Annotated in this window: 23 protein-coding genes; 12 read left to right on the forward strand and 11 right to left on the reverse strand. The window is 62.4% G+C overall.

Annotation, left to right across the window (positions count from 1 at the left end; genetic code table 11):
- The first annotated feature begins 41 nt into the window (after positions 1-41).
- Entirely contained in the window at positions 42-848 is an 807-nt protein-coding gene (locus IM739_RS04445) for an undecaprenyl-diphosphate phosphatase (protein ID WP_237370011.1), read from the forward strand.
- 64 nt (positions 849-912) lie between these two features.
- Here the strand turns inward: IM739_RS04445 and IM739_RS04450 are convergent, their stop codons facing one another.
- The 7 genes from IM739_RS04450 to IM739_RS04480 form a co-directional block, all read right to left on the reverse strand.
- Positions 913-1,071 carry a hypothetical protein gene (locus IM739_RS04450; RefSeq protein ID WP_237370012.1) on the reverse strand — a complete coding sequence of 53 codons (159 nt, stop codon included), beginning with the start codon at positions 1,069-1,071 and terminating at the stop codon, positions 913-915.
- 191 nt (positions 1,072-1,262) lie between these two features.
- Entirely contained in the window at positions 1,263-2,243 is a 981-nt protein-coding gene (locus tag IM739_RS04455) for a complex I NDUFA9 subunit family protein (RefSeq protein WP_237370013.1), read from the reverse strand.
- Positions 2,244-2,382: 139 nt separating this feature from the next.
- A complete protein-coding gene (locus tag IM739_RS04460; RefSeq protein WP_237370014.1) occupies positions 2,383-2,670 on the reverse strand; it encodes a DUF1330 domain-containing protein in 288 nt (95 codons plus the stop codon).
- 33 nt (positions 2,671-2,703) lie between these two features.
- The gene (gene pyrF / locus IM739_RS04465) at positions 2,704-3,408 is read right to left on the reverse strand and encodes an orotidine-5'-phosphate decarboxylase (protein WP_237370015.1); all 705 of its coding nucleotides are present in this window, start codon (positions 3,406-3,408) and stop codon (positions 2,704-2,706) included.
- Between the two features lie 196 nt (positions 3,409-3,604).
- Positions 3,605-6,811, reverse strand: a complete 3,207-nt coding sequence (locus IM739_RS04470; protein WP_237370016.1) for an efflux RND transporter permease subunit — start codon at positions 6,809-6,811, stop codon at positions 3,605-3,607.
- Between the two features lie 124 nt (positions 6,812-6,935).
- A complete protein-coding gene (locus IM739_RS04475) occupies positions 6,936-8,120 on the reverse strand; it encodes an efflux RND transporter periplasmic adaptor subunit (protein WP_237370017.1) in 1,185 nt (394 codons plus the stop codon).
- Positions 8,121-8,173: 53 nt separating this feature from the next.
- Complete coding sequence (locus tag IM739_RS04480) at positions 8,174-8,971, reverse strand: alpha/beta hydrolase (RefSeq protein WP_237370018.1); 798 nt, start codon at positions 8,969-8,971, stop codon at positions 8,174-8,176.
- Positions 8,972-9,128: 157 nt separating this feature from the next.
- Here IM739_RS04480 and IM739_RS04485 point away from each other — a divergent pair, with 157 nt between their 5' ends.
- A complete protein-coding gene (locus tag IM739_RS04485) occupies positions 9,129-10,073 on the forward strand; it encodes a LysR family transcriptional regulator (protein WP_237370019.1) in 945 nt (314 codons plus the stop codon).
- Between the two features lie 28 nt (positions 10,074-10,101).
- On the opposite strand, the gene hutC is transcribed toward IM739_RS04485, so the two are convergent.
- Positions 10,102-10,860 (reverse strand): histidine utilization repressor, encoded by a 759-nt coding sequence (gene hutC, locus IM739_RS04490; RefSeq protein ID WP_237370020.1) that lies wholly within the window; start codon positions 10,858-10,860, stop codon positions 10,102-10,104.
- 136 nt (positions 10,861-10,996) lie between these two features.
- Here hutC and hutF point away from each other — a divergent pair, with 136 nt between their 5' ends.
- From hutF to IM739_RS04540, 10 genes are all read left to right on the forward strand, one after another.
- Complete coding sequence (gene hutF, locus IM739_RS04495; protein ID WP_237370021.1) at positions 10,997-12,367, forward strand: formimidoylglutamate deiminase; 1,371 nt, start codon at positions 10,997-10,999, stop codon at positions 12,365-12,367.
- A gap of 47 nt (positions 12,368-12,414) precedes the next feature.
- Positions 12,415-13,452 (forward strand): ABC transporter substrate-binding protein, encoded by a 1,038-nt coding sequence (locus IM739_RS04500; RefSeq protein ID WP_237370022.1) that lies wholly within the window; start codon positions 12,415-12,417, stop codon positions 13,450-13,452.
- Positions 13,453-13,556: 104 nt separating this feature from the next.
- Positions 13,557-14,414, forward strand: coding sequence for an ABC transporter permease (locus IM739_RS04505; RefSeq protein WP_237370023.1), 858 nt, complete (start codon positions 13,557-13,559; stop codon positions 14,412-14,414).
- Entirely contained in the window at positions 14,407-15,237 is an 831-nt protein-coding gene (locus tag IM739_RS04510; RefSeq protein ID WP_237370024.1) for a quaternary amine ABC transporter ATP-binding protein, read from the forward strand. Before IM739_RS04505 ends, IM739_RS04510 begins: the two co-directional genes overlap by 8 nt.
- Positions 15,230-16,738 (forward strand): HAL/PAL/TAL family ammonia-lyase, encoded by a 1,509-nt coding sequence (locus IM739_RS04515; protein WP_237370025.1) that lies wholly within the window; start codon positions 15,230-15,232, stop codon positions 16,736-16,738. The genes IM739_RS04510 and IM739_RS04515 overlap by 8 nt, the downstream gene beginning before the upstream one ends.
- Complete coding sequence (gene hutI, locus IM739_RS04520) at positions 16,735-17,955, forward strand: imidazolonepropionase (RefSeq protein ID WP_237370026.1); 1,221 nt, start codon at positions 16,735-16,737, stop codon at positions 17,953-17,955. Before IM739_RS04515 ends, hutI begins: the two co-directional genes overlap by 4 nt.
- Positions 17,952-19,487, forward strand: coding sequence for a histidine ammonia-lyase (gene hutH, locus IM739_RS04525; RefSeq protein WP_237370027.1), 1,536 nt, complete (start codon positions 17,952-17,954; stop codon positions 19,485-19,487). Before hutI ends, hutH begins: the two co-directional genes overlap by 4 nt.
- Positions 19,488-19,680: 193 nt before the next feature.
- Positions 19,681-20,487 (forward strand): N-formylglutamate deformylase, encoded by an 807-nt coding sequence (hutG, locus tag IM739_RS04530; protein ID WP_237370028.1) that lies wholly within the window; start codon positions 19,681-19,683, stop codon positions 20,485-20,487.
- A 1-nt stretch (position 20,488) separates the two neighbouring features.
- A complete protein-coding gene (hutU, locus tag IM739_RS04535; protein ID WP_237370029.1) occupies positions 20,489-22,174 on the forward strand; it encodes a urocanate hydratase in 1,686 nt (561 codons plus the stop codon).
- Between the two features lie 51 nt (positions 22,175-22,225).
- Positions 22,226-22,816 carry a HutD/Ves family protein gene (locus IM739_RS04540; protein ID WP_237370030.1) on the forward strand — a complete coding sequence of 197 codons (591 nt, stop codon included), beginning with the start codon at positions 22,226-22,228 and terminating at the stop codon, positions 22,814-22,816.
- 45 nt (positions 22,817-22,861) lie between these two features.
- Here the strand turns inward: IM739_RS04540 and IM739_RS04545 are convergent, their stop codons facing one another.
- From IM739_RS04545 to IM739_RS04555, 3 genes are all read right to left on the reverse strand, one after another.
- Positions 22,862-23,428: an NADPH-dependent FMN reductase gene (locus IM739_RS04545; protein WP_237370031.1), complete on the reverse strand. Its 567-nt coding sequence runs from the start codon at positions 23,426-23,428 to the stop codon at positions 22,862-22,864.
- A 324-nt stretch (positions 23,429-23,752) separates the two neighbouring features.
- On the reverse strand, positions 23,753-23,923 hold the full coding sequence (locus IM739_RS04550) for a hypothetical protein (protein WP_237370032.1): 171 nt from the start codon (positions 23,921-23,923) through the stop codon (positions 23,753-23,755).
- Positions 23,924-24,077: 154 nt separating this feature from the next.
- Positions 24,078-25,595: a tripartite tricarboxylate transporter permease gene (locus IM739_RS04555; RefSeq protein WP_237370033.1), complete on the reverse strand. Its 1,518-nt coding sequence runs from the start codon at positions 25,593-25,595 to the stop codon at positions 24,078-24,080.
- Positions 25,596-25,602: the final 7 nt, after the last annotated feature.

Genomic DNA, 25,602 nt, shown 5'->3' on the forward strand with positions numbered 1-25,602 from the left:
ACAAGCAGATCGCTTCGCCATCCCGCCCTGAAAGAGTTTCCATGGAAGACCAATCCATCATCAGCGCCCTCGTGCTCGGCCTTATCGAGGGTTTGACGGAATTCATCCCCGTTTCCTCGACCGCGCATGTCCTTCTCGCCGGCTATTTCCTTGGTTTCGAATCACCGGGCAACACCTTTGCCGTGCTGATCCAGCTGGGCGCGATCCTCGCGATCCTCAGTGTCTATTTCACCAAGCTGCTCGGCATTGCGCTGTCGCTGCCGTCCAGCCCGGAAAGCCGCCGTTTCGTGATGGCCGTACTGATTGGCTTCCTGCCGGCAGCCGTTATCGGTGCGCTGGCGCATGATTTCATCAAGACGGTGCTGTTCGAGACGCCGATGCTGATATGTGTGGTGCTGATCCTCGGCGGCATCGTGCTCTTGTGGATCGATCGCCTTCCGCTGACGCCGAAATATACCGATGTCACGCAATATCCGTTGTCGCTTGCCTTGAAGATCGGCTTTTGCCAGTGCGTGGCGATGATCCCCGGCACATCCCGTTCCGGCGCGACGATCGTCGGCGCGCTGCTGCTCGGTGCGGACAAGCGTTCGGCCGCCGAGTTTTCCTTCTTCCTCGCCATGCCGACCATGGCCGGCGCCTTCGCGCTCGACCTCTACAAGAACCGCGACGCGTTGAGCTTCGACGACGGCGCGATCATCGCGATCGGCTTCGTGGCGGCGTTTTTTACCGCGCTGCTGGTGGTCAGGTCGTTGCTGGATTTTGTCTCGAAGCGTGGCTATGCGCCGTTTGCCTGGTGGCGGATCGCGATCGGCAGCATCGGCCTTGTCGCCTTGCTTATGGGTCGCTGAGCGTCGCCATACCGGAAAGCCGGATAAGAAAAAGGCCGCTCAACGGGCGGCCTTTGGGGGTGCCTTACTCGGACGCCGCTATCGAACCCGTGCTGCACGGATCGACGCCATAGGCGGGTGAGCAATTGCCCTTGCGTGCCGCGACTGTCGAGGGAGCGAGGAACGAACCGGCGATGATCACCAATGCCGCACACGCAAAGAACAGTGCGATGGACTTGCCCATAAAATGCCTCTTGAGGGTGTAGAAGGATGTGGGCTAGCGATCATTCCCGCCTTGCCGTTGGGGCCGAGTCTTTACGCATTGCCGTCAGAGGCATCAATAGAAGATCTTGCTTTATTCGAGGTTAACGCAGGTGTTTCCACGACTGCGTCATTTGTGCAACGTCGAAACAAGCAGCGCTTGTCGGGCCGCCGTCAGGCGGCCTTGCCGGATCCGGTGAACTGTCCATGTGGACGGAAATGCACCAGGTAGGTCGGCAGGATGGAAGCAACCTTTACCGGCTGGATCCCCATGCCTTCAAGCGTGCGGCCTTCCGCCTTGGCAGCGTCCGACACGACGTTGTCGCGCTTCAGCAGAGTGACCTGGTCGCTGGTCAGCGGCGGGCTGATCAGCGGAATTGCCGACGCAATGCTGCCGATCATCGAGGCGATGCCGAAGGGAAGCGGGACGAGCGCGCGCTTGCGGCCGATCACCTCGAGCATGGTCTGCAGACATTGCTTGAAGGTCAGCACGTCGCGACCGCCGAGTTCGTAGATCTTGCCCGACGCGATGCTGCCATCGACCGAAAGCGCAACGGCTTCGGCGACATCTTCGACATAGACCGGCTGGAACCTGGTCTTGCCACCGCCCACCAGCGGCAGGAAAGGCGAGATGCGCGCCATGGCGGCGAACTTGTTGAAGAAGCTGTCTTCCGGTCCAAAGACGATCGACGGACGCAGGATCGTCGCGTCGGGAAGGATAGACCGTATCGCAGCCTCGGCGCGGCCCTTGGTCGAGGCGTAGATGGACCGGGATTGTGCGTCTGCACCGATGGCGGAAATATGGGTCAGGCGGGCACCGGCCGAACGTGCAGCTTCGGCTACAGCACGGGCGCCGAATTCCTGCACGGCGTCGAAGCTGTTGCGACCGTTTTCAAACAGGATGCCGACGCAGTTGACCACATGGTCAGCGCCCTGCACGGCCTTGTCGATGGAGTCCCGATAGCGCAGGTTCGCCTGCACGAAGGAAATCTGGCCGACATTGCCGAGCGGCTGCAGGAAGCCAGCAAGATCCGGGCGTCGAACGGCGACACGGATGCGGTAGCCGCGGCGCGCGAGAGCCCGAACGACATGCCGTCCCACGAAGCCCGAGCCTCCGAAGACGGTGACGAGCGGCGGAAGGTTCGACAAGGTCATGATGGGTTCCCCTGAACTGCGATTGCATGGCGGTTGAACGGCATTGGCGCGGAATGCACCTCGGATCTCGGCTTCTCTTAGCCGAATCGCAGCAGTAGTGAAAGGGCTGTTGCGGCGCCGTCAGGCGAGGCAAACAGCCTCAGATACCGGCAACGACCATCATGTCCGCATCGGCCACTTCCTGGCGGATCTTTGCGGCAATCTGGTATTCCGGTGAATTGTAGCAATCGACCGCCGCCTGGTGGGACGGAAACTCGATGATCACGTTGCGCGGCCGCACATGGCCCTCCAGTTCGGTCACGTCGCCGCCGCGGGCGAGAAAGTTCGCACCGTATTTTTCAAAGGCGGGCTTTGCGGCAGCGACATAGTCCTTGTAGCGCTCGGTGTCACGAATGGTGACATGCGCGATCCAGTAACCCTTGGCCATGTTTGTTCTCCCTCAGACGTGAACCGTCGATTGTTATCGTGCGGCTTCCCGCACGGTGTCCATCTCAGCAAGGATCGCCAGCGCCGCAGCCTTGGGGTCGGCAGCCTTGACGATCGGCCGGCCGACGACGAGATGGCTCGAGCCGGCTTTCAATGCATCGGCCGGTGTCATTACCCGCTTCTGGTCGCCTTTGTCGGCACCTGCCGGACGAATGCCGGGCGTCACCAGCGCCATGTCGGGGCCGATGATCGAACGCACAGCGGCGGATTCTTCCGCCGAACAGACAATCCCGCCCATGCCGGCAGCACGCGCCTGTTCGGCACGCTTCAGCACCAGCGTGTGCGGATCATATTCGTAGCCGGCATCGACCAGATCCTGTTCGTCCATCGAGGTCAGGACCGTGACGCCGAGCAGGCAGAGATCCGAGCCTCTGGCGGCTTCGACGGCGGCACGCATCGCCTTCGGATAGGCGTGCAGGGTCAGCATCGACATGCCCATCTTGGCGATGTTCTCGACGCCGGAAGCAACCGTGTTGTCGATGTCGAGCAGTTTCATGTCGAGAAAAATCTTCTTGCCGCCCTGGGCAAGATCGCGGGCAAGTTCAAGGCCGCCTGCAAAGACGAGCTGGTAGCCGATCTTGTAGAAGGAAACACTGTCCCCGAGCTTGGCAACGATGGCTTCGGCCTCGGCAATGGTGGGGACGTCCAGTCCGACGATGAGACGGTCTCGTGCGCTCAAGGGGCTTACTCCTGTCAGATCTCCATGGCCGTCCAGTCGCATGAGAAGGGCAGATCTGCAAGGGAGAAGACGCCGCTTTGATCGGCTGGGTCCCCTGTTTTGTTGGACAGGTTTGTTGGACAGGGCGCGCAGGAGCCGAAAACGGACATGGGCGGGAAGATCCCGCCCATGTCATCAATCCTGACGAGTGTTCATGTCATTCCGCAGCGACGGAATGCTCCACGCCCGTCGCCGTCTGGCTGTTGGCCGGTTCCCGGTCATGCTGGACCAGCGGCCGGTTGCCGGCGAGCCGGCGCAGCAGCACATAGAAGACCGGCGTCATGAAGATGCCGAAGAAGGTCACGCCGATCATGCCGGAAAACACCGCGACACCCATGGCCGCGCGCATTTCCGCACCCGCGCCGGTGGACACGACCAGCGGCACGACACCCATGATGAAGGCCATCGACGTCATCAGGATCGGGCGAAGGCGCAACTTGCTGGCCTCGATCGCGGCCCGCAACGGCGTTCGGCCCTCGAACTCCAGCTCCCGGGCGAATTCCACGATCAGGATCGCGTTCTTCGCCGACAGGCCGACAAGCACCACCAGACCGATCTGGGTGAAGATGTTGTTGTCGCCACCGGTCAGCCATACCCCCGCCAGAGCCGCGAGCACGCCCATCGGCACGATCATGATGATCGCGATCGGCAAGGTCAGGCTTTCGTATTGCGCCGCCAGCACCAGATAGACCAGCAGCAGCGCCAGCGGGAAGACCACGATGCTGGAATTGCCGGCGAGGATCTGCTGGTAGGTGAGATCCGTCCATTCGAAATCGATCCCGGCCGGCAGTGTTTCCGCCGCGATCTTTTCGATGGCCGCCTGGGCCTGGCCCGACGAGAAGCCCGGAGCCGGACCGCCGTTGATGTCGGCGGACAGGAAGCCGTTGTAGCGTGTGGTGCGTTCCGGCCCGGTCGTGGCATCGACCTTCAGGAGCGCCGACAGCGGGATCATCTGGCCGGACTGCGAGCGCACCTTCAGCTGGCTGATATCCTCCGCCTTGGCGCGGAACTTGGCATCCGCCTGGACACGCACGCTGTAGGTACGGCCGAAGGCGTTGAAGTCGTTGACATAAAGCGAGCCCAGATAAATCTGCAGCGTCTCGAAGACATCCGATACCGAGACGCCCAGCTGTTCGGCCTTGGCGCGATCGAGATCGGCATAGAGCTGCGGCACGTTGATCTGGTAGCTCGAGAAGATGCCGGCCAGTTCCGGTGTCTGATAGGCCTTGGCGATGAATGCCTTTGTGGCTTCGTCCAGAGCGAGGTTGCCGAGGCCAGCCCGGTCCTCGATCTGCAGCTTGAAGCCGCCCGTCGAGCCGAGACCGTTGACCGGCGGCGGCGGGAACATGGCGATGAAGGCATCCTGGATGCCGGCATATTTCTGGTTCAGCGCCATGGCGATGGCACCGCCCGAAAGCTCCGGCGATTTGCGCTCCTCGAAATCGTCGAGGACCGCGAACACGATGCCGGCGTTGGAGCCGATGGTGAAGCCGTTGATCGACAGGCCGGGGAAGGCGATGGCATGGGCGACGCCTGGCTGTTCCAGGGCAATGTCGCTCATCTTCTTGATAACCTCTTCCGTACGGTCGAGGGTGGCGCCGTCCGGAAGCTGGGCAAAGCCGATCAGATACTGCTTGTCCTGTGCCGGCACGAAGCCGCCCGGAACGGCGGTGAATGCCGTATAGGTCAACGCCACCAGGCCGAGATAGACGATCATCACCAGCGACTTGCGCGACAGCAATCCACCGACGCCGCGGGCATAGCTGTTTGACGCCGCGCCGAATGCCCGGTTGAAGCCACGGAAGAACCAGCCGAAGATCCGGTCCATGAAGCGGGTCAGCCAGTCTTTCGGCGCATGGTGGTCCTTCAGGAGAAGAGCAGCCAGGGCGGGAGACAGGGTCAGCGAGTTGATCGCCGAGATGACGGTCGAGATTGCGATCGTCAGGGCGAACTGCCGGTAGAACTGGCCGGACAGGCCCGAGATGAAGGCGAGCGGCACGAAGACCGCGACCAGCACCAGCGCGATCGCGATGATCGGGCCGGACACTTCCTTCATGGCCTTGTAGGTCGCATCGCGCGGGCTCAGGCCGTTTTCGATATTGCGCTCGACGTTTTCGACGACGACGATCGCGTCATCGACCACGATACCGATCGCCAGAACCAGGCCGAACAGCGTCAGTGCGTTAACCGAGAAGCCGAAGGCATACATGACGGCGAATGTGCCGATGATCGACACGGGAACGGCGATCAGCGGAATGATCGAGGCGCGCCAGGTCTGCAGGAAGATGATCACGACGAGCACGACCAGCGCCACGGCCTCGAGCAGCGTGTCGACGACCTTTTCGATCGAGGCGCGCACGAACTTGGTCGTGTCGTAGGCGATTTCGTATTTTACCCCTGTCGGCATCGCCAGTTGCAGCTCGTCCATGGTGGCACGGACATTGTCGGCAATCTCGATGGCGTTTGATCCCGGCGCCTGAAGCACGGCCACGGCAACCGCCGGCTGGCCGTCGAGCAGCGAACGCAGGGTATAATCGGCAGCGCCGAGTTCAATGCGGGCAACATCGCGCAGACGCGTGATCTCGCCGTTTGCACCGCTTTTCACGATGATATTGCCGAATTCCTCCGGCGTCTGCAGGCGACCCTGGGCATTGACGTTCAACTGCAGGTCGACGCCGGGAAGGCTCGGCGAGGCGCCGATAATGCCGGCGGCGGCCTGAACGTTCTGGCCGCGAATCGCATTGGTGATGTCGCTTGCTGCCAGCGAATGTTCGGCGGCCTTCTGCGGATCGATCCACACGCGCATCGAATAGTCGCCGGCACCGAAGACCTGGACCTGGCCGACGCCCTGGATACGGGCGAGCCGGTCCTTGACGTTCAGCGTGGCGTAGTTGCGCAGATAGGTGATGTCGTAGTCATCCACCGTCGAGACGAGATTGACGACCATGATGAAGTCGGGCGAGCTCTTGACCGTGGTCACGCCAAGCGCGCGCACTTCGGCCGGCAGGCGCGGCTCGGCCTGCGAGACGCGGTTCTGCACGAGCTGCTGTGCCTTGTCCGGATCGGTGCCGAGCTTGAAGGTCACCGTCAGCGTCAGCACGCCGTCCGATGTCGCCTGGCTTGACATGTAGAGCATGTCCTCGACGCCGTTGACCTGCTCTTCGAGCGGCGTCGCAACGGTTTCGGCAATCACGGTCGGGTTTGCGCCCGGATAGACGGCGCGCACCACGATCGATGGCGGCACGACGTCTGGATATTCGGAAATCGGCAGGGATCGCATGCCGATCAGACCTGCGACCACGATCAGGATCGACAGCACGGCCGCAAAGACCGGCCGGTCGATAAAGAACCTGGAGATATTCATGTCAAAACCCTCTCTCTGGGGATGAACAAGAGGCGAAAGAAAAGCCTGTCCCGCAGCGGGAGGGCTGCGGGCGACCATGGCGGTGGATCAGAGTGGGCCGGCGACCGGGGGCTGCCGGCCAAAATCAGTTGTTGGCGACCTTGGCCTCGTCCTGCGGATCGACGACGACGCCGGGACGGATGCGCTGCAGGCCATTGACGACGATGCGGTCACCAGCGGCCAGACCCTTTTCGACAATGCGCATGCCATCGACGGAAAGGCCAAGCACGACCTGCCTGTATGCAACGGTATTGCTCGCATCGACGACGAAGACGAATTTCTTGTCCTGGTCCGTGCCGATGGCCTTTTCACTGATGAGAAGCTGGTTGCCGCTTTCCGGCTGGCCCATGCGGACACGGACGAACTGACCAGGGATCATCCTGCCGTCTGGATTGTCGAACACTGCCCGCACGCGGATCGTGCCGCTTGCGGCATTGACCTCGTTGTCGACCAACTGCAGCTTGCCGTGGATCGGGGTGCCTTCATCGGCAAGCGTGCCGATTTCGACGGGAATCCGTTCGATGGCCGGAAGGCCGTTTTCGACCGGCAGGCTGGCCAGCGCCCGGCTGACCAGTTCCTCGCCTGCATCGAAGCTCGCATAGATCGGGTCGGACGACACGAGTGTGGTCAGGGGCGTGGAGGCGGAACCTTCGGCGACAAGGTTGCCGGGTGTGATTTCCAGCTTGCCGACGCGGCCGCTGATCGGTGCACGGATCTCGGTATAATCCAGATTGAGCTGTGCGGCCGTGAGCTGGGCTGTCGCCGACTGCAGGGCGGCCAACGCCTCCTTGTGGGTGCTTTCGCGCTGCGCCAGATCGCTCTGCGATATGGTGTTGCGCGATGACAGCGTCTTGCCGCGTTCCAGTTCAGTCAGTGCCAGGTCGACGCGCGCCTGGGCCGAAGCCACCTGGCCTTGCGCCTGGGAAACCAGAGCGGCATAGGGCGCCGGGTCAATGGTGATCAGGCGGTCGCCGGCCTTGACCATGCTGCCTTCGCGAAAGTGAACGGACTGGACGGCACCTGCCACCCGAGACCTGAGCTCAACCCGGTCGACAGCCTCGAGCCGGCCGGAAAACTCCTGCCAGATGGTGACCTTGCGGGGCTCGACTGCGGTCACGGTAACCGGCACGGCGGGGGCCGCAGCGGCTGCTTCCGTCGATGCGGCATTGGCAGCGGTCGGCGGTGTGAAGTAGAACGCGGCACCTGTTACGGACGCAGCAATACCCATGCCGGCGCCCCACAGGGCCCAGCGTAGCTTCTTCGATGTCATCTTGGTCTCCTTGGCTCGAAACCGAGCCGGTGGTTCTGGTCTAAATGCTCATTTCAATGTTTTAATTTGTCGACGAAACTTTTGAATTGGCTGCAAAGGGGATCCAGCCAGTCGCCACTTTCGTCGTTGTATATGCCCGTCCATCCGGAGGAGGCCGGGAAACTGTGTTGCGTGACCGGCACGCCCGCCTTTTTCAGCCGGGTCGCATAAGCGATTGCCTCGTCACGAAGCGGATCGTTGTCGGCCGTCAGCACCAGAGCCGGCGCCAGGCCCGACAGCCGGGTGCATTGACAAAGGGCCGCATAGGGATGGGCAAAATTGCCCACCATCGATAGATAGCGGCTCCAGCCGTCCGACCAGCGCTGCCGCATGCCGATCCGGTCCGCCTCGCGAAACGACACCGTCGCCATCCGCGGATCGATCATCGGCGACAGCAGGATCTGCCCGCTCAACTCGCCGGGAATGAGATCCCGTGCCTTCAGCGCAACGCCCGCAGCAACATTGCCGCCAGCCTCTTCTCCAACCACCAGAAGCATCGATTTGGCGCTCCCATAGGTCTTGCGCCGGCTGCTGAGGCAGCTCAAAGCGCTGAACGCCAGTTCCAGTGCCTCCGGGAAGGCATTGTGCGACGGGCTGCTATAGTCAGCCTCGACCACAACCGCGCCCGTATCCGCCAGCGCGCGTGCCACCGGCCGTTCGTCGGTCTCGGGCACTGAGCCGAGAAAAGCGCCGCCACGCAGGTACAGCACGAGCGGCGGCGCCTTCGGCAGATCCGCACCCTGGTACACACGCACGCTCAATGGCGATGCCGACGGCCTGCTCGAGGCGATGTGTTCCCATTGCGCTGTCATTGAAATACCTTTGGCGGCTCCCCATACATAGGGGGACGAAAGCCGACGCTTGCTTGGGAACAAATATGATTGTCCCGATAAATCTGCGCAAGCCGGCGAATTGTGATAATACTATTCCAAATATCGGAATAATGGTGCGGCGCACAAGGAGGCTTATTTGGACCAGCTATCGGCCATGCGCGTTTTTGTCCGGGTTGTCGAGACGGGCAATTTCACCCGCGCGGCAAGCAGCCTCAGCATGCCGAAGACATCGGTGACCAATCTCATTCAGGGGCTTGAGGGCCATTTGCGCACCCGCCTGCTGAACCGCACGACAAGACGGGTCATGGTGACCACGGAAGGCGCGCTTTATTACGAGCGCGCGACGCAGCTGTTGAGTGAACTGGAAGAGCTCGATGGCAGTTTCTCTAGCGCCCAGACCCAGCCATCCGGACGTCTTCGCGTTGAAATGGCTGGTGTTTTTGCCGACCTCGTCGTCATGCCGGCCATCTGCGATTTCTACATGCGTTACCCCGATATTCGCCTTGATATCGGCGTCGGCGACCGGCTCGTCGACTACATCGCCGAGAATGTCGATTGTGCGCTGAGGGCCGGGACGCCGACCGACCAGTCGCTGGTCGCGCGCAAGGTCGGCGAGCTTGAGATGCACACCTATGCCGCACCTTTCTACATCGAAAAATTCGGCATGCCGCAGCATCCGAGAGAGCTTGAATCCGAGCATTTCTGTGTCGGCTATCTCAGCGCCCAGTCGGGCCGTATCATGCCGATGGAATTTGTCCGTGACGGCGAGGCGCTCGAAGTTGCACCCAATTACATTGTCTCGATCAATGACAGTCGCTCTTATGTGAATGCCGCAATTTCCGGCATGGGCGTGGTTCAGGTGCCGGAATTCATGGTCAAGACTTCGGTGGAAAAGGGAGAGCTCGTCCCTGTTCTGGCCGAATGGCATCGTGATCCGCTGCCGCTTTATGTCGTCTATCCGCAGACCCGGCATTTGAGCAACAAGGTACGCGTCTTCGTTGATTGGCTTGCCAAGGAGCTTCAGGCTGTCGGGCGCGAACCGAAGCCTTCCCGGACCGCAACTTGCTCAGTCTCGGCCTGATAGCCGGTGCCGACGAAGCGAGCTTTGCTCACGAACTGCTTTCCAGCCGGTAGCGGCTGCCCGGATAAAGCAGGCGGACGGATGTGACGATCCGATCCGCCGACCACGTGCGCCGCCGGATCAGCAGGCAGGGCTCCGAGCGGGCAATCGACAGATGCTTGCATTCCCAAGGCTGCGGCAGCACGGCCTCGACGAACTGTTCCGTGTGCGAGATCGGCGCTATGCGGGTCAGGTAGGCATTGGGCGTCGTTCTCTGGAAATCCTGGCCGAGATAGTCAGGCGCGACGGCCGGATTGACGAAACGATCCTCAAGCTGGATCGGCACCTCATCCTCGTGATGCAGGATGACCGAATGAAAGGCCGATAGCCCGACCTCTATGTTCATCGCCTCGGCAAGCTCGTGGCCGCAGACTTCGGTTTGGGCAAGGATGACCTCTGCCGTATGGATCGCGCCGCGCTCGGTGATCTCGTCGGCAATGTTGCGAACGCCCATGAAAGGTGCGCTGCGCTTCTTGGTCGCGACGAAGGATCCGCGTCCCTGCACCCGGACGATCACGCCTTCGCTCGCCAGTTCGCGCAAGGCACGATTGGCCGTCATCCGGCTGACATTCAGGGTTTCGGCAATCTCGTTTTCCGAGGGGACGCGATGATGGGGTGGCCATTCACCGGTTTCGATCCGCTTCTTGATATCCGCCTTCAGGCGTTCGTAGAGCGGGATGTCGCGCGCGGTCCCAGGCTGGTCACCTGATTGGCTCGCAGCCTCGATCGTCCGGTCGCCTTCGGCCATGCTCGGTTCTCCCCCGTCGTTCCGTCATGTGCATACAAAATACGCATCGGAAATAAAGCACAAAGTTTTTGCGGGCCACTTGCCGCATTCGAAAAACTCTGCCATCTTCCCTATACAACTTGCTAAGGGCACGCAAATGACGGCGTCTCGTTCTCTCTTCTGTAAACAGATATTGCTGCCGCAGGGCTGGGTATCCGACGTCGTGGTGAGCATTGGCGACGATGGAAGCGTTGTCGCGATCGAGGCGGCTTCCGACGCCGTTTCTGATCTGGAGAGCGTCAGCGGTCCTGTTGTCCCGGCCTTGCAAAACCTGCATTCCCACGCATTTCAGCGGGCTATGGCCGGTCTCGCTGAACTGGCCGGGTCTACTGACGACAGTTTCTGGACCTGGCGCGACGCGATGTATCGGCTCGTCGGGCGAATGTCGCCGGACGATATCGAAATCGTCGCAACCAAGTTGTATAGTGAACTACTGAAAGGTGGCTTCGGCCGCATCGTGGAGTTTCACTATTTCCATCACGCGGCCGGGGGGCGTCGCTACGCAAACGTGGCCGAGACATCGCTGCGGATCCTGCGTGCGGCGCAAGCATCCGGCATCGGTCTGACCCATCTGCCGGTCTTCTACGCGCATGCCGGTTTTGGCGGAACGGAGCCGGGCGAGGGGCAGCGCCCCTTCATACATGATGTCGACCAGTTTCTGAGCCTGCTCGATGCGCTGAAGCCTGAATGCGACGCCGTCGGCGCCACCCTCGGCTTTGCCATTCATTCGCTGCGGGCCGCTACGCCGGATGAAATGCGAGCGATCCTTTCGGCCGAAAAGACCGGTGGCCCGATCCACATTCATGTCGCCGAACAGGAACGGGAAGTTGACGACTGCCTGGCCTGGAGTGGCCGTCGGCCGGTTGAGTTCCTGCTGGATGAAATGCCGGTGGACGAGCGCTGGTGCGCCATTCATGCCACGCACATGACACCGGATGAAACGGCGCGGCTGGCGCGTTCCGGTGCGGTTGCCGGCCTGTGCCCGGCGACGGAAGCCAATCTTGGCGACGGAATTTTCCCGGCAACCGATTATGTCGGCAATGGCGGTGCGTTTGGCATCGGTACAGACAGCCATGTTGCAACGACCGTCGCCGAAGAATTGCGCCTGCTCGAATACGGCCAACGATTGCGCGACCGCCGCCGCAACCGTCTGGCCAGCGGCCCTGGTGCGTCCGTAGGCCGAACCCTGTTCGATGCTGCCCTGAGCGGTGGCGCACAGGCAGCCGGAATGCGCAGCAGCGGCATTCGCGTCGGTGCCCGCGCCGATCTTGTGGTTCTCAACGGCGACAATCCGTTCATCGGCTCGGCATCGGGCGATCAGGCTCTGGATCGCTGGCTGTTTGCCACCGGCAATGACGCCGTGCGCGACGTGATGGTGGGCGGCCGGTGGGTGGTTCGCGACGGTCGACATCACAACGAGGAAGCGATTGATCGCGATTTCCGCGAGGTGCTTCTGCGGCTCGCTTAGTCTTGGAGCCGAATTTCATTCATCAGCAAATTAAAAAGGGGAATTCCATGCTGAAGACCAAACTGAAATATACACTGCTTGCCACCGCCTTGATGCTTGGCGGTTCCGCCATGAGCGCCAATGCCGCATCCTATTGCGCCGACGGCAATACCGTCACCTTTGCCGGCATCGACTGGGAAAGCGGCGCCCTGATCACGGAAGTGATGAAGACGATCCTTTCCAAGGGCTATGACTGCAAGGTGGACTCGATCCCCGGCAATTCGGTGACCCTGGAGCAGGCGACCGCCAACAATGACGTGCAGATCTTTGCCGAGGAATGGATCGGCCGTTCCGACGTCTGGAACAATGCCGCAGCCGCCGGTCAGGTGACGTCTGTCGGCAAGACCTTTGTCGGTGCGTCGGAGGGCTGGTTCGTGCCCGAATATCTCGTCAAGGGCGACGAAGCTCGCGGCATCAAGGCCGCAGCGCCGGACCTGAAAAGCGTTTCGCAGCTTTCCGATCCAAAGTTCGTCGAGCTGTTCAAGGATCCGGAAGAGCCGTCCAAGGGCCGCTTCCTCAATTGCCCGTCTGGCTGGACCTGCGAAGGTGTGAACACCGCCAAGCTCGAGGCCTACAAGCTGACGGACACCTATGTGAATTTCCGTCCCGGCACGGGCACGGCGCTCGATGCGGCGATCAGCTCGGCTTATCTGCAGGGCGAGCCGGTGCTCTTCTACTACTGGAGCCCGACAGCCGTGATGGGCAAGTTCAAGCTGGTCCAGCTCGAAGAGCCGGCCTATGACGAGGCTTGCTGGAAGGAACTGACGAGTGCCACCGGCAAGCGCGAGGCAGGCTGCGCCTTCCCGGCCGTCGAAGTCGCCTACGGCGTCAACAGCACCTTTGCCAAGGAAGCGCCGGAGATCATCGAAATTCTCGGCAAGGCCACCTTCCCGCTGGAAGAGGTCAATGCGAGCCTCGCCTATATGGTCGATCAGAAGGCTGATGCGGCGGCTGCCGCAAACGAGTTCCTGAAGACCAAGGGCGATGTCTGGGGCGCATGGGTCTCCGCCGATGCCAAGGCCAAGATCGAGGCCTCGCTGAAATAAGCCGCATCAGGCCGCGCGTTCCGGCGCGCGGCCACATTCATGCGTGTCTGTGCCGAGCGTTTCGGTGCGGCGAGGGCGGGTTTGCCATTTCAAGGACTTGAGCCATGTTTCCCGAAAGCTTGCATATCTCCATCCGCGGACCGATCAATGACGCGGTTCAGGCGCTGGTGGTCAATTACGGCTTTGTCTTCAAGGCCATTTCGCAGACCATTCTGCAGGCCATTCTGTTCATCGAATGGATCGTGCGCGGTCTGCCATGGTGGCTGATGATTATCGCCTTCATGGCACTGACATGGCAGGCGACGCGCAAGCCCCTGCTGGTCGCTACCGTCGCGGTCCTGCTCTTTGCCATTGGTGCGCTCGGCCTCTGGGACCTCGCCATGCAGACGCTGGCGCTGATGCTGATGGCGACGCTGATTTCGGTGGCGATCGGTGTGCCGGTCGGCATCTGGCTGGCCAAGAGCCGCCTGATGCGCAGCATCGCGCTGCCAGTTCTCGATGTCATGCAGACAATGCCAAGCTTCGTCTATCTTATTCCGGCGATCATGCTCTTTGGCCTCGGCAAGGTGCCGGCGGTTCTGGCCACCATCGTCTATGCCGTCCCGCCGCTGATCCGCCTGACCGATCTCGGCATCCGCCAGGTCGATGGTGAAGTCGTCGAGGCCGCCACCGCCTTTGGCGGTAGCCCGCGTCAGATCCTCTTCGGTGTCGAGCTTCCGTTGGCCACGCCAACGATCATGGCCGGCCTCAACCAGACGATCATGATGGCGCTTTCCATGGTCGTGGTCGCCTCGATGATTGGCGCCCGCGGTCTCGGCGAACAGGTCTTGAACGGTATCCAGACGCTCGACGTCGGCAAGGGGCTTGAGGCCGGTCTCGGCATCGTCATCCTTGCCATCGTGCTCGATCGTATCACCCAGGGCTTCGGCCGCTCGAGCCAGGAGGATGGCCAGAATGGCTGAGATTGAAATCCGCAACGTCTTCAAGATTTTCGGCCGCAATTCGCAGGAAGCGCTCGTCATGGCGCGCGGCGGAGCCGAGAAGAGCCAGATTCTCGAACGCACCGGATGCAGCGTTGGCCTGAATGACATCAGCCTGAAAATCGGGGCGTCGCGCATCTTCGTCATCATGGGCCTGTCCGGATCGGGCAAGTCGACGCTGGTGCGCCATATCAATCGGCTGATCGAGCCGACCAGCGGCGAGATCCTCGTCGATGGCGGCAACGTGCTCGAACTCAATGCAAAGGACCTGCGCGAATTCCGCACCCGGCGCGTCAGCATGGTGTTCCAGGGTTTCGGTCTTATGCCGCATCGGACGGTGATGCAGAACGTGGTCTACGGCCAGCGGGTGCGCGGGCTGAGCAAGGCTGAGGCCTATCCGATCGGGATGAAATGGATCGAGACCGTCGGCCTGCTCGGTTACGAGAACAAGTACCCGCATCAGCTCTCGGGCGGCATGAAGCAGCGCGTCGGCCTTGCCCGTGCGCTGGCGGCCGACACCGATGTGATCCTGATGGACGAGGCCTTTTCGGCGCTCGATCCGCTGATCCGCAGCGACATGCAGGACCAGTTGCTGCAGCTGGAAAAGAACCTGTCGAAGACCATCGTCTTCATCACCCACGATCTCGATGAGGCGCTGCGTATCGGGGCCGAAATCGCGATCCTCAAGGACGGCCGCCTGGTCCAGGTCGGCACGCCAAGCCAGATCCTCAATACGCCGGCCGATGATTATGTCGCCCGCTTTGTCCAGCGTCGGGCCGGTGCGGAGGTCGCGCATCATGGCTGAAGGAATTGTTCTTGATGGACCGCTTAGCTGGAAAGAGATTGCCGCGGTTGCCGAAGGCGCTGAGCTTGCGCTTTCCGATGCCGCATGGGCGCGGATCGCAAACGCGCGGGCCATCGTTGACGCACTGGTCGAGCGGGAGATCCGCGGCTATGGCATCAATACCGGCGTCGGCGCGCTCTGCGATGTGATCATCAGCCGTGCGGATCAGCAGGCCCTGTCGCGCAATATCATCCTCAGCCATGCCTGCGGCGTTGGCGAGCCGCTTGGCAAAGTGGAGACGCGCGCCGTGATGGCAGCGCAGATCGCCAATTTCGCCCACGGATATTCCGGCGTCAGCAGGCCGGTGCTCGAGACGCTTCTGGCGCTGCTCAACGGCGATATGCTGCCGGTGATCCCATCCAAGGGCTCGGTTGGTTATCTGACCCATGCTGCCGCGATTGGTCTGGTGCTGATCGGGGAAGGCGAATGCCGCCATGGTGATGAGTTGATCGCCGGCCGCGAGGCTCTCGACCGTTTGGGGCGGATGCCGCTCGTTCTGCAGGCCAAGGAAGGCCTCAGCCTTGTCAACGGCACGCCCTGCGCCACCGGTCTTGGCGCCCTTGCCGTGTCGCGTCTCTCCCATCTCGCTGACTGGGCTGATGCGGCCGCTGCGATGACCTATGAAAACCTCGGTGCGCAGGCAGACCCGTTCGCCGAAATGCCGCTTGCCCTTCGCCAGTCGCCCGGCCTGCAGCAGGTCGGCCGTACTCTGCGCCACTGGCTCGGCGGAAGCGCGCTTCTGGCGCAATCGGCCGGCAGCCGAACGCAGGATCCGTTGAGCCTGCGCGCCGTGCCGCAGATCCATGGCGCCGTGCGTGATGCTCTCGTGCATGTCGCGGAAACCGTCGATCGCGAACTCGCCAGCGTCACCGACAATCCGGTGGTGGCCGGGATACCGGAGACACCGGAAGTGCATTCACAGGCGCATGCCGTGGGGGCGGCCCTTGGTCTCGCCATGGACAGCCTCGCAACCGCTGCCGCAGAGCTCGCAGCCATTTCTGAGCGGCGGATCGACCGGCTGGTCAATCCGCTGGTCAGCGGCCTGCCGGCATTTCTCGCAGCCGGCAGCGGCGTCGCCTCCGGCTTCATGATCATCCAGTATACCGCGGCCGCGCTGGTTGCGGAGAACCGGCGCCTTGCCGCGCCCGCCAGCCTCGATGGCGGCATCACCTCGGCGCTGCAGGAGGATATCCTGACCCATGCGACGCCGGCGGCCGACAAGGCGCTGGCGATCCTTGAAAACCTGCAGACGATCCTCGCCATCGAAGTCATGGCGGCCGGCCAAGCCTACGACCTGCAGTCAGGTTCGGCAGACAAGGCCAAGCGGACTGCGGCACTTTATCAGCGCGTTCGCCAGAATGTGCCGTTCTACCGCGATCACCGGCCGCTCAATGCTGAGGTCGCCAAGGTTCGTGCGATGATCGGGATCCTGTCGGCACCGCTGGACGGAGACGCACGATGAAAACGCTGCTGCGCAATGCAAGACTGACAACACTGGCGCCTAAGCTTCCGGGCCTCGGCATCATTGAGGATGGTGCCATCCTGATAGAAGACGGCCGCATCGCCTATGCCGGTCACGCTGCCGATGCGCCGGCAGGCGCTGGGATCTCTGTGGTTGATTGTGAAGGCAGGTGGATCACGCCCGGCCTAATTGATTGCCATACCCATCTCGTCCATGCCGGCAATCGTGCGCGGGAATTCGAGATGCGGCTTGCCGGCGCTTCCTATGAAGAGATCGCCCGTGCGGGCGGCGGCATCGTCTCGTCGGTGCGCCAAGTGCGCGACGCCAGCGAGGCGGATCTGGTTGCCGAGACACTGCCGCGCCTCGATGCGCTGATCGCCGAAGGGGTGACAACCGTCGAGGTGAAATCCGGCTATGGCCTGACGGTCGAGGATGAATTGAAAATGCTGCGCGCGGCGCGGTCTGTGGGCAACCAACGTCCGGTGAACCTGACGACCACCTATCTCGGCGCCCATGCAACACCGGCCGACTACAAGGGCCGCAATGGCGACTTCATTCGGGATGTCGTGCTGTCGGGACTTGCCGCAGCCCATGCAGAAGGGCTTGTCGATTCCGTCGACGGCTTCTGCGAAGGCATTGCCTTCTCGCCGGATGACATGCGCGTGGTGTTTGATGCGGCCAAGGCGCTGGGGCTGCCCGTCAAGCTGCATGCCGATCAGTTGTCCAATCTGCACGGCGCGGCGCTGGCAGCAGCTTATGGCGCGCTGTCGGCGGATCATCTCGAATACACCGATGATGACGGGGCCGCGGCCATGACGGCGGCCGGCACCGTCGCCGTTCTCCTGCCGGGCGCCTATTATTTCATTCGCGAAACGAAGAAGCCGCCGGTCGATCTGTTCCGCAAACATGCGACGAAGATGGCGCTTGCTACCGATTGCAACCCCGGCACCTCGCCGCTGACCTCGCTTCTGCTGACCATGAACATGGGTGCGACGCTGTTTCATCTGACGGTGGAGGAATGCCTGGCGGGTGTGACCCGCGAGGCCGCCCGCGCGCTGGGACGGCTGGACACGATCGGCACGATCGAGGCCGGCAAGCAGGCCGATCTCGCCATCTGGAACATCGAGAGCCCGGCCGAGCTGGTCTATCGCATCGGCTTCAATCCGCTGCATCAGCGGATCTGGAACGGGGACATTACGGGAGGAAACCACGCATGACCATTACACTGCATCCCGGCCGCGTTTCGCTCGCAGAACTGGCTGAGATCTACTGGAACGGCGAGACCGTCGTGCTCGACCGCAGCTTTGACGCGGGCATCGAACGCGCCGCCGCTCGCATCGCTGCGATCGCCGCCGGCAACGAGGCCGTCTACGGCATCAATACCGGTTTCGGCAAACTCGCCTCGATCCGGATCGATGCGGCCGACACGGCAACGCTGCAGCGCAATCTGATCCTGTCGCATTGCTGTGGCGTCGGCCAGCCGATGCCTGAAAACATCGTCCGCCTGATCATGGCGCTGAAGCTCGTCTCGCTCGGCCGTGGCGCTTCCGGCGTGCGGCTCGAGCTGGTGCGCCTGATCGAGGCCATGCTGGACAAGGGCGTCACGCCGCTGATTCCGGAAAAGGGTTCTGTCGGGGCCTCGGGCGATCTGGCGCCGCTTGCGCATATGGCCGCCGTGATGATGGGCGAGGCGGAAGCCTTTTATCAGGGCGAGCGCGTGCAGGGTGGAGTGGCGCTGGAGCGTGCGGGTCTCATCCCCGTCGTGTTGGCTGCCAAGGAGGGATTGGCGCTGATCAACGGCACGCAGGCCTCCACAGCGCTGGCGCTTGCCGGTCTGTTCCGCGCCCATCGTGCGGCCCAGGCAGCGCTGATCACCGGTGCGCTCTCGACCGACGCGGCCATGGGCTCCTCCGCGCCCTTCACCGCCGACATCCACACGCTGCGTGGCCATAAGGGCCAGATCGACACGGCGGCCTCGCTGCGCGGCCTGCTGGCCGGGTCTGTCATCCGTGAAAGCCATCTGCAGGGCGACGAACGCGTGCAGGATCCGTATTGCATTCGCTGCCAGCCGCAGGTCGACGGAGCCTGCCTCGATTTGCTACGCATGGCCGGCCGCACGCTTGAGATCGAAGCCAATGCGGTCACCGACAATCCGCTTGTGCTCTCCGACGACAGCGTCGTGTCCGGCGGCAATTTCCACGCCGAGCCCGTGGCTTTTGCCGCCGACCAGATCGCCATTGCCGTTTGCGAGATCGGCGCCATTGCGCAGCGTCGCATTGCGCTTCTGGTTGATCCGGCACTGTCCTATGGCCTGCCGGCATTCCTGGCTCGCAAGCCGGGGCTGAATTCCGGCCTGATGATCGCCGAAGTTACGTCTGCCGCGTTGATGAGCGAAAACAAGCAGATGGCGCATCCAGCCTCGGTGGATTCCACCCCGACATCGGCCAATCAGGAGGACCATGTCTCCATGGCCTGCCATGGCGCCCGCCGCCTGCTGCAGATGACGGAAAACCTGTTTTCGATCATCGGCATCGAGGCGCTGACGGCAGCACAAGGCGTGGATTTCCGTGCGCCCTTGGCCACCAGCCCCGAATTGCAGTCGGCGATCGCCACCTTGCGCACCGTCGTCGCCACGCTGGACGAGGATCGCTTCATGGCGCCGGATCTGGCTGCGGCCAGTGCTCTGGTGGCGGATGGCTCGCTGGTGGCGAGCGTGTCTGATGGCTTGTTGCCGGGGCTGGAGGGTTGAGCATGGGTGTGTTTGGTCTACCCCCCTCTGTCCTGCCGGACATCTCCCCCACACGGGGGGAGATCGAACTGCGGCACATGGAAATGCTTATCGTCAATCTGGACGCTTGCGGCGATCCGATCTCCCCCCTTGTGGGGGAGATGGTCGGCAGACCAGAGGGGGGTAGTGTCGGGCACCAGGCGGGGTGGCTGCAATGACGTTCGAAGTCTTCCAAGGCAACTCGCCGGTCATTCTCGCCTTCCCGCACACGGGAACTGACGTGCCGCCCGAGATCTGGGGCCGCCTGAACGACAATGGCCGGCTGCTGGCCGATACCGACTGGCATATTCACCAGCTCTACGCAGGTCTGCTGCCGAACGTGACGACGGTGCGCGCCACCTTCCATCGTTATGTCATCGACGCCAATCGTGATCCGACCGGAACGAGCCTCTACCCCGGGCAGAACACAACCGGACTGGTGCCCGAAACGGATTTTGACGGGGTTTCGATCTGGCAGGACGGCGAGCAACCGTCGCAATCCGATGTCGCCTATCGGCTGAACACGTTCCATGCGCCGTATCATGCCGCCTTGTTGGCCGAGATCGAGCGGGTGAAGGCGATCCATGGCGTGGCCGTGCTCTACGACTGCCATTCCATCCGCTCGCTGATCCCCTTCCTGTTCGAAGGCCAGCTGCCGGATTTCAACATCGGCACGGACATCGGGCGGACCTGCGATCCTCGCATCGAGGCGGCTGCAGCCGAGGTTGCTCGCGCGGCCGAAGGTTACACGTCGATCGTCAACGGCCGCTTCAAGGGCGGCTGGACCACCCGTCACTACGGGCAGCCACAGGATGGCGTTCATGCCATCCAGATGGAACTGTCGCAGATTTCGCATCTGACCACCGAAGAGCCGCCTTTTGCCTATGACGAGGAGAAGGCCGGGCGGCTGCGCATTCACCTGAACCAGATCCTGGCACGCATCGAAGCCGTTGCGGATCAACTGAAGACCAAGGGGAACTGAGATGACCAACCCACGCCACAACATCCGCGACGTGCGTTCGCCGCGCGGTACCGAGCTCAATGCGAAGAGCTGGATGACCGAAGCGCCCTTGCGCATGCTGATGAACAACCTCGACCCCGATGTCGCGGAGAACCCGCATGAACTCGTGGTTTATGGCGGTATCGGCCGCGCCGCCCGTACCTGGGAGGATTTCGACCGCATCGTCGCGACGCTGAAGACGCTGACCGAGGAGGAAACGCTCGTCGTGCAGTCCGGCAAGCCGGTAGGCGTTTTCCGCACCCACAAGGATGCGCCGCGCGTCTTGATCGCCAATTCCAACCTCGTTCCGCATTGGGCGACATGGGACCATTTCAACGAACTGGATAAGAAGGGTCTCGCCATGTACGGCCAGATGACTGCCGGTTCATGGATCTATATCGGCACCCAGGGTATCGTGCAGGGCACCTATGAGACCTTCGTCGAGGCCGGTCGCCAGCATTATGGCGGCAACCTAAAGGGCAAGTGGATCCTGACCGGTGGCCTCGGTGGCATGGGCGGCGCCCAGCCGCTGGCCGCAGTCATGGCCGGCGCCTGCTGCCTGGCGGTCGAAAGCGACGAAACCCGCATCGATTTCCGCCTGCGCACCCGCTACGTCGATGAAAAGGCAAAGACGCTCGACGAAGCGCTTGAAATGATCGACCGCTGGACCAAGGCCGGAGAAGCAAAGTCCGTTGGCCTGCTCGGCAATGCCGCCGAGATCTTCCCGGAACTGGTCAAGCGCATGCAGGCCGGCGGCCCGCGCCCGGACATCGTCACCGACCAGACCTCGGCGCATGATCCGCTGAACGGCTATCTGCCGATCGGCTGGACGGTTGCCGAGCACAAGGCCAAGCGCGAAAGCGATCCGAAGGCTGTCGAAGCCGCTGCCCGCGCCTCGATGAAACGCCATGTGGAAGCCATGGTTGCCTTCTGGGATGCCGGCGTGCCGACGCTCGATTATGGCAACAACATCCGCCAGGTGGCCAAGGAAGAGGGGCTGGAAAATGCCTTCGCCTTCCCCGGCTTCGTGCCGGCCTATATCCGCCCGCTGTTTTGCCGCGGCATCGGCCCGTTCCGCTGGGCGGCACTCTCCGGCGACCCGGAGGACATCTACAAGACCGATGCGAAGGTGAAGGAACTGACGCCGGGCAATACCCACCTGCACAATTGGCTGGACATGGCGCGCGATCGCATCGCCTTCCAGGGCCTGCCGGCGCGCATTTGCTGGGTCGGCCTCGGTGACCGCCATCGTCTGGCGCTGGCCTTCAACGAAATGGTCAAGAACGGCGAGCTGTCTGCGCCCGTCGTCATCGGCCGCGATCATCTGGACTCGGGTTCCGTCGCCTCGCCCAACCGCGAGACGGAAGCGATGAAGGACGGTTCGGATGCCGTGTCCGACTGGCCGTTGCTGAACGCGCTGCTTAACACCGCGTCGGGCGCCACCTGGGTGTCTCTGCATCACGGCGGCGGCGTCGGCATGGGCTTCTCCCAGCACTCGGGCGTGGTGATCTGCGCCGACGGTTCCGACGATGCCGCCAAGCGGCTGGAGCGGGTGTTGTGGAACGACCCGGCGACCGGTGTCATGCGCCATGCCGATGCCGGCTACGAGATCGCGCTCGATTGCGCCAAGGAAAAGGGCCTGCGTCTGCCGGGCATTCTCGGCAACTGATACTGAATGGCGCCGCCACGGCGGCGCCATCCCCATCCGAGAGGGATCGCAATGCCATCACCCGTTCTGCTCAAGCCGACCGACTATCGCCGCATGCCGTGGAAGAACGGGTTGGGGGAAACCATCGAGATCGCCGTATATCCGCCAGATGCTGGCATCGGCGACTTCGACTGGCGGATCAGCATGGCGACCGTTGCAAGCGATGGTCCGTTCTCGCTGTTTCCGGGGATCGAACGCACCCTGTCGGTCCTCACCGGCAACGGGCTGACCCTGGATCGGGCGGATGGCACAAAGCAGGACTTGCGGGTCGACAGCACTCCCTACGCTTTTCCGGCAGACGAGCAGGTCGGAGCGACATTGGCCGAGGGTGCAATTACCGATCTGAACGTGATGACCCGGCGTGGCCGCTTCAAACATCGCGTCGAACGCATTCGTCTTGACGGCAATATCGTGCTGCCGCCCCGACAGAATGCGGTTTTGCTGTTCTGCCTTGAAGGGCAGGCAAGTCTGGAGGGTGCCGACGGTTTCTGGTCTCTCGGGGCCGGCGAAAGCTGGCTTTCCGCTGGTTCTATACTTTCCACGGTGCTTGCCGGGCTAGGCATCGTCTTTGTCGTCGATCTGGTCGACTGCCGCAGCATTTGACCGCCGGCTTTGACGACGCGATGTGAGAAGGCTCTGTACTAAGTTTCAGGCTGTTGTGGCGTTGTGCCTGGCAAACACTGCAAATGCCGCGACAAAGTCGGCCAGCCGCTTGGCAATGGCCTCGTCGATCAACTGACCTTCGCCGTCGAAGACGCTGCCTGCCTTGGAGACCATCAGGCGTTTGTCGGAAAATGTGCGGGCGCCGAGCGTATGCAAGACCGGAAGCCAGGCGTTCTGGCTGAGCAGGGTGCCGAAATTGCCGGGCGAGGCGCCGAGAACCGCAAAGGCCTTGCCCCCGAAAACCCTGGCGATATCGCCCGATGGCCGAGACAGCCAATCGATCGCATTCTTGAACACGCCGGGGATCGAGTTGTTGTATTCCGGCGTAAACAGGATGACGCCGTCGGCCGATGCGATCAGGTCTTTCAACGTCTGCACAGCTGGCGGAATGCCATCTGCCGTCTCAAGATCGCCGTCATAGAGCGGAATGCCGCGAATGGTGCCGGCCACGAGGCTGTAGCCCTGTCCCTGATTGGCAACCGCCGCATTCAAGAGGGCGGTGTTGAACGAGCCCCTGCGAAGGCTGCCGGATATTCCAACCAGTTTTACCACACGTTTCTCCCGGTCCGTTTCGGCCATATGCCGCGAAGCTAGAAGAAGTGAGCGCCCGCTGCAAGCAGCGCGACGAAGAGTGGCGCGATCGCTGTGTGCGGTTTCCCCACACGATTAGCGAAGGCGAACGTTCGACGAAACGGGTTCAGGAGGGGAGGGCTGGCAATTGCCAGAAACTATCTGTGGCGAACCGGCAGCGGTCCGGAATATCGGTCGTGGGAACCGTCGGCGTGACGCGACTGGTGTCGCCGGCCAAGATGCCAAACGATTTTTTGGCATCTCTGTCGTGATCATTGAAAGGGCTGCGATCAAACGCGGCCGGTATTAGAATTTGGACGCGCCGGGAAAATTGCCGGGCTCGATGCCGAGCGTGCGCAGATCGCGGTCATGCGGGCGACGGTGGCCTTCAACGGCAGCGGCAGCGGCAGAAGCAGCGCCGAGGATGGCAAAAGCGCGACCGAAGAAATTCGAATGCTTGCTGTTGCGGATGGACATGGAAGTAACTCTCTTTCTCGTTCATTAGACAGACATAAAGTGGTCCTCCGATCACTATTTTGCAATGCACAATAGATCAGGTCAGCTATGCAAAACGAGAAGGCCGGACTTGCGTCCGGCCTTCTCGTCGTTAACATTTTGCATAGGTTTCCGCTTAGTCTTCGTTGGCCGCCAGCTGTGCCAGAACCTGGCCGCGACCGCGCGCCCGCAGCACCAGCGGCACGATCAGCGCCGCAGCGGCAATCGCCAGCAGAACGGCGGCGATCGGCGAGGTGACCAGCACCGTCCAGTCGCCCTGGCTGATGGCCAGAGCCCGGCGCAGCTGCTGCTCGGCCAGTGGGCCGAGGATCAGACCAACCACGACGGGCGCGATCGGATAGCCGAATACCCGCATGATGTAGCCCATGATGCCGAAGGCCAACAGCATGCCAAGCTCGAAGACCGATGGGTTCGCACCGATCGTGCCGAGTGTGGCAAACAGCAGGATGCCGGCATAGAGCCAGGGCTTGGGGATCGTCAGCAGGCGAACCCAGAGGCCGATCAGCGGCAGGTTGAGCACCAGCAGCATGAAGTTGGCGATCAGCAGGCTGGCGATCAGGCCCCAGACCAGCTGCGGGTTGGTGACGAACAGCAGGGGGCCGGGCTGCAGGCCATACTGCTGGAAGCCGGCCAACATGATCGCGGCCGTGGCCGTGGTCGGCAGGCCAAGCGTCAGCAGCGGAACCAGCGTGCCGGCTGCCGAAGCGTTGTTGGCAGCCTCAGGCCCGGCCACGCCCTCGATGGCGCCATTGCCGAACTCTTCCGGATGCTTGGTCAGGCGCTTTTCGGCTGCATAGGAGAGGAATGTGCCGATTTCGGCACCGCCGGCCGGCATGGCGCCGATCGGAAAGCCGATGAACGTGCCGCGAAGCCACGGCTTCCAGGAGCGTGCCCAGTCTGCCTTGGTCATCCACAGCGAGCCTTTGACGGCCTCGATCGTTTCAGGCCCGCGGTTGCCCTGGGCTGCGATGAACAGCGTCTCGCCGATGGCAAACATGGCAACGGCAAGCGTTGTGACCTCGATGCCGTCGAGCAGGTCGGGAACGCCGAAGCTGAGACGGGTCTGACCGGTCAGCTGGTCGATGCCGATCATCGCGAGGGCAAAGCCGATGAACAGCGATGTCAGGCCGCGCAGCGTGCTGTCGCCAAAGGCTGACGAGACGGTGATGAAGGCGAGGACCATCAGCGCGAAATATTCGCGTGGTCCGAAAACCAGCGCCAGCTTGACGATGTAGGGTGCGATGAAGGCGAGGCCGATGGTGGCGATCAGACCGGCAACGAACGAGCCGATGGCCGCTGTCGCCAGCGCAGGTCCGCCGCGCCCGGCGCGCGCCATCTTGTTGCCCTCGAGCGCCGTCACGATCGAGGCGCTTTCGCCCGGCGTGTTGAGCAGGATCGAGGTTGTCGAGCCGCCATACATGCCGCCGTAGTAGATGCCGGCGAACATGATCAGCGAGCCGGCGGGATCGAGCTTGTAGGTCACCGGCAGCAGCAGCGCGACGGTCAGGGCAGGGCCGATGCCCGGAAGCACGCCAACCGCGGTGCCGAGCGTCACGCCGATCAGGGCGTAGAACAGGTTGATCGGCTGAAACGCGATCACCAGTCCCTGCAGGAGGAATTCAAAGGTGCTCATGGCAGTG

The sequence above is a fragment of the Rhizobium sp. SL42 genome (assembly GCF_021729845.1).
Lineage (GTDB): Bacteria > Pseudomonadota > Alphaproteobacteria > Rhizobiales > Rhizobiaceae > Allorhizobium.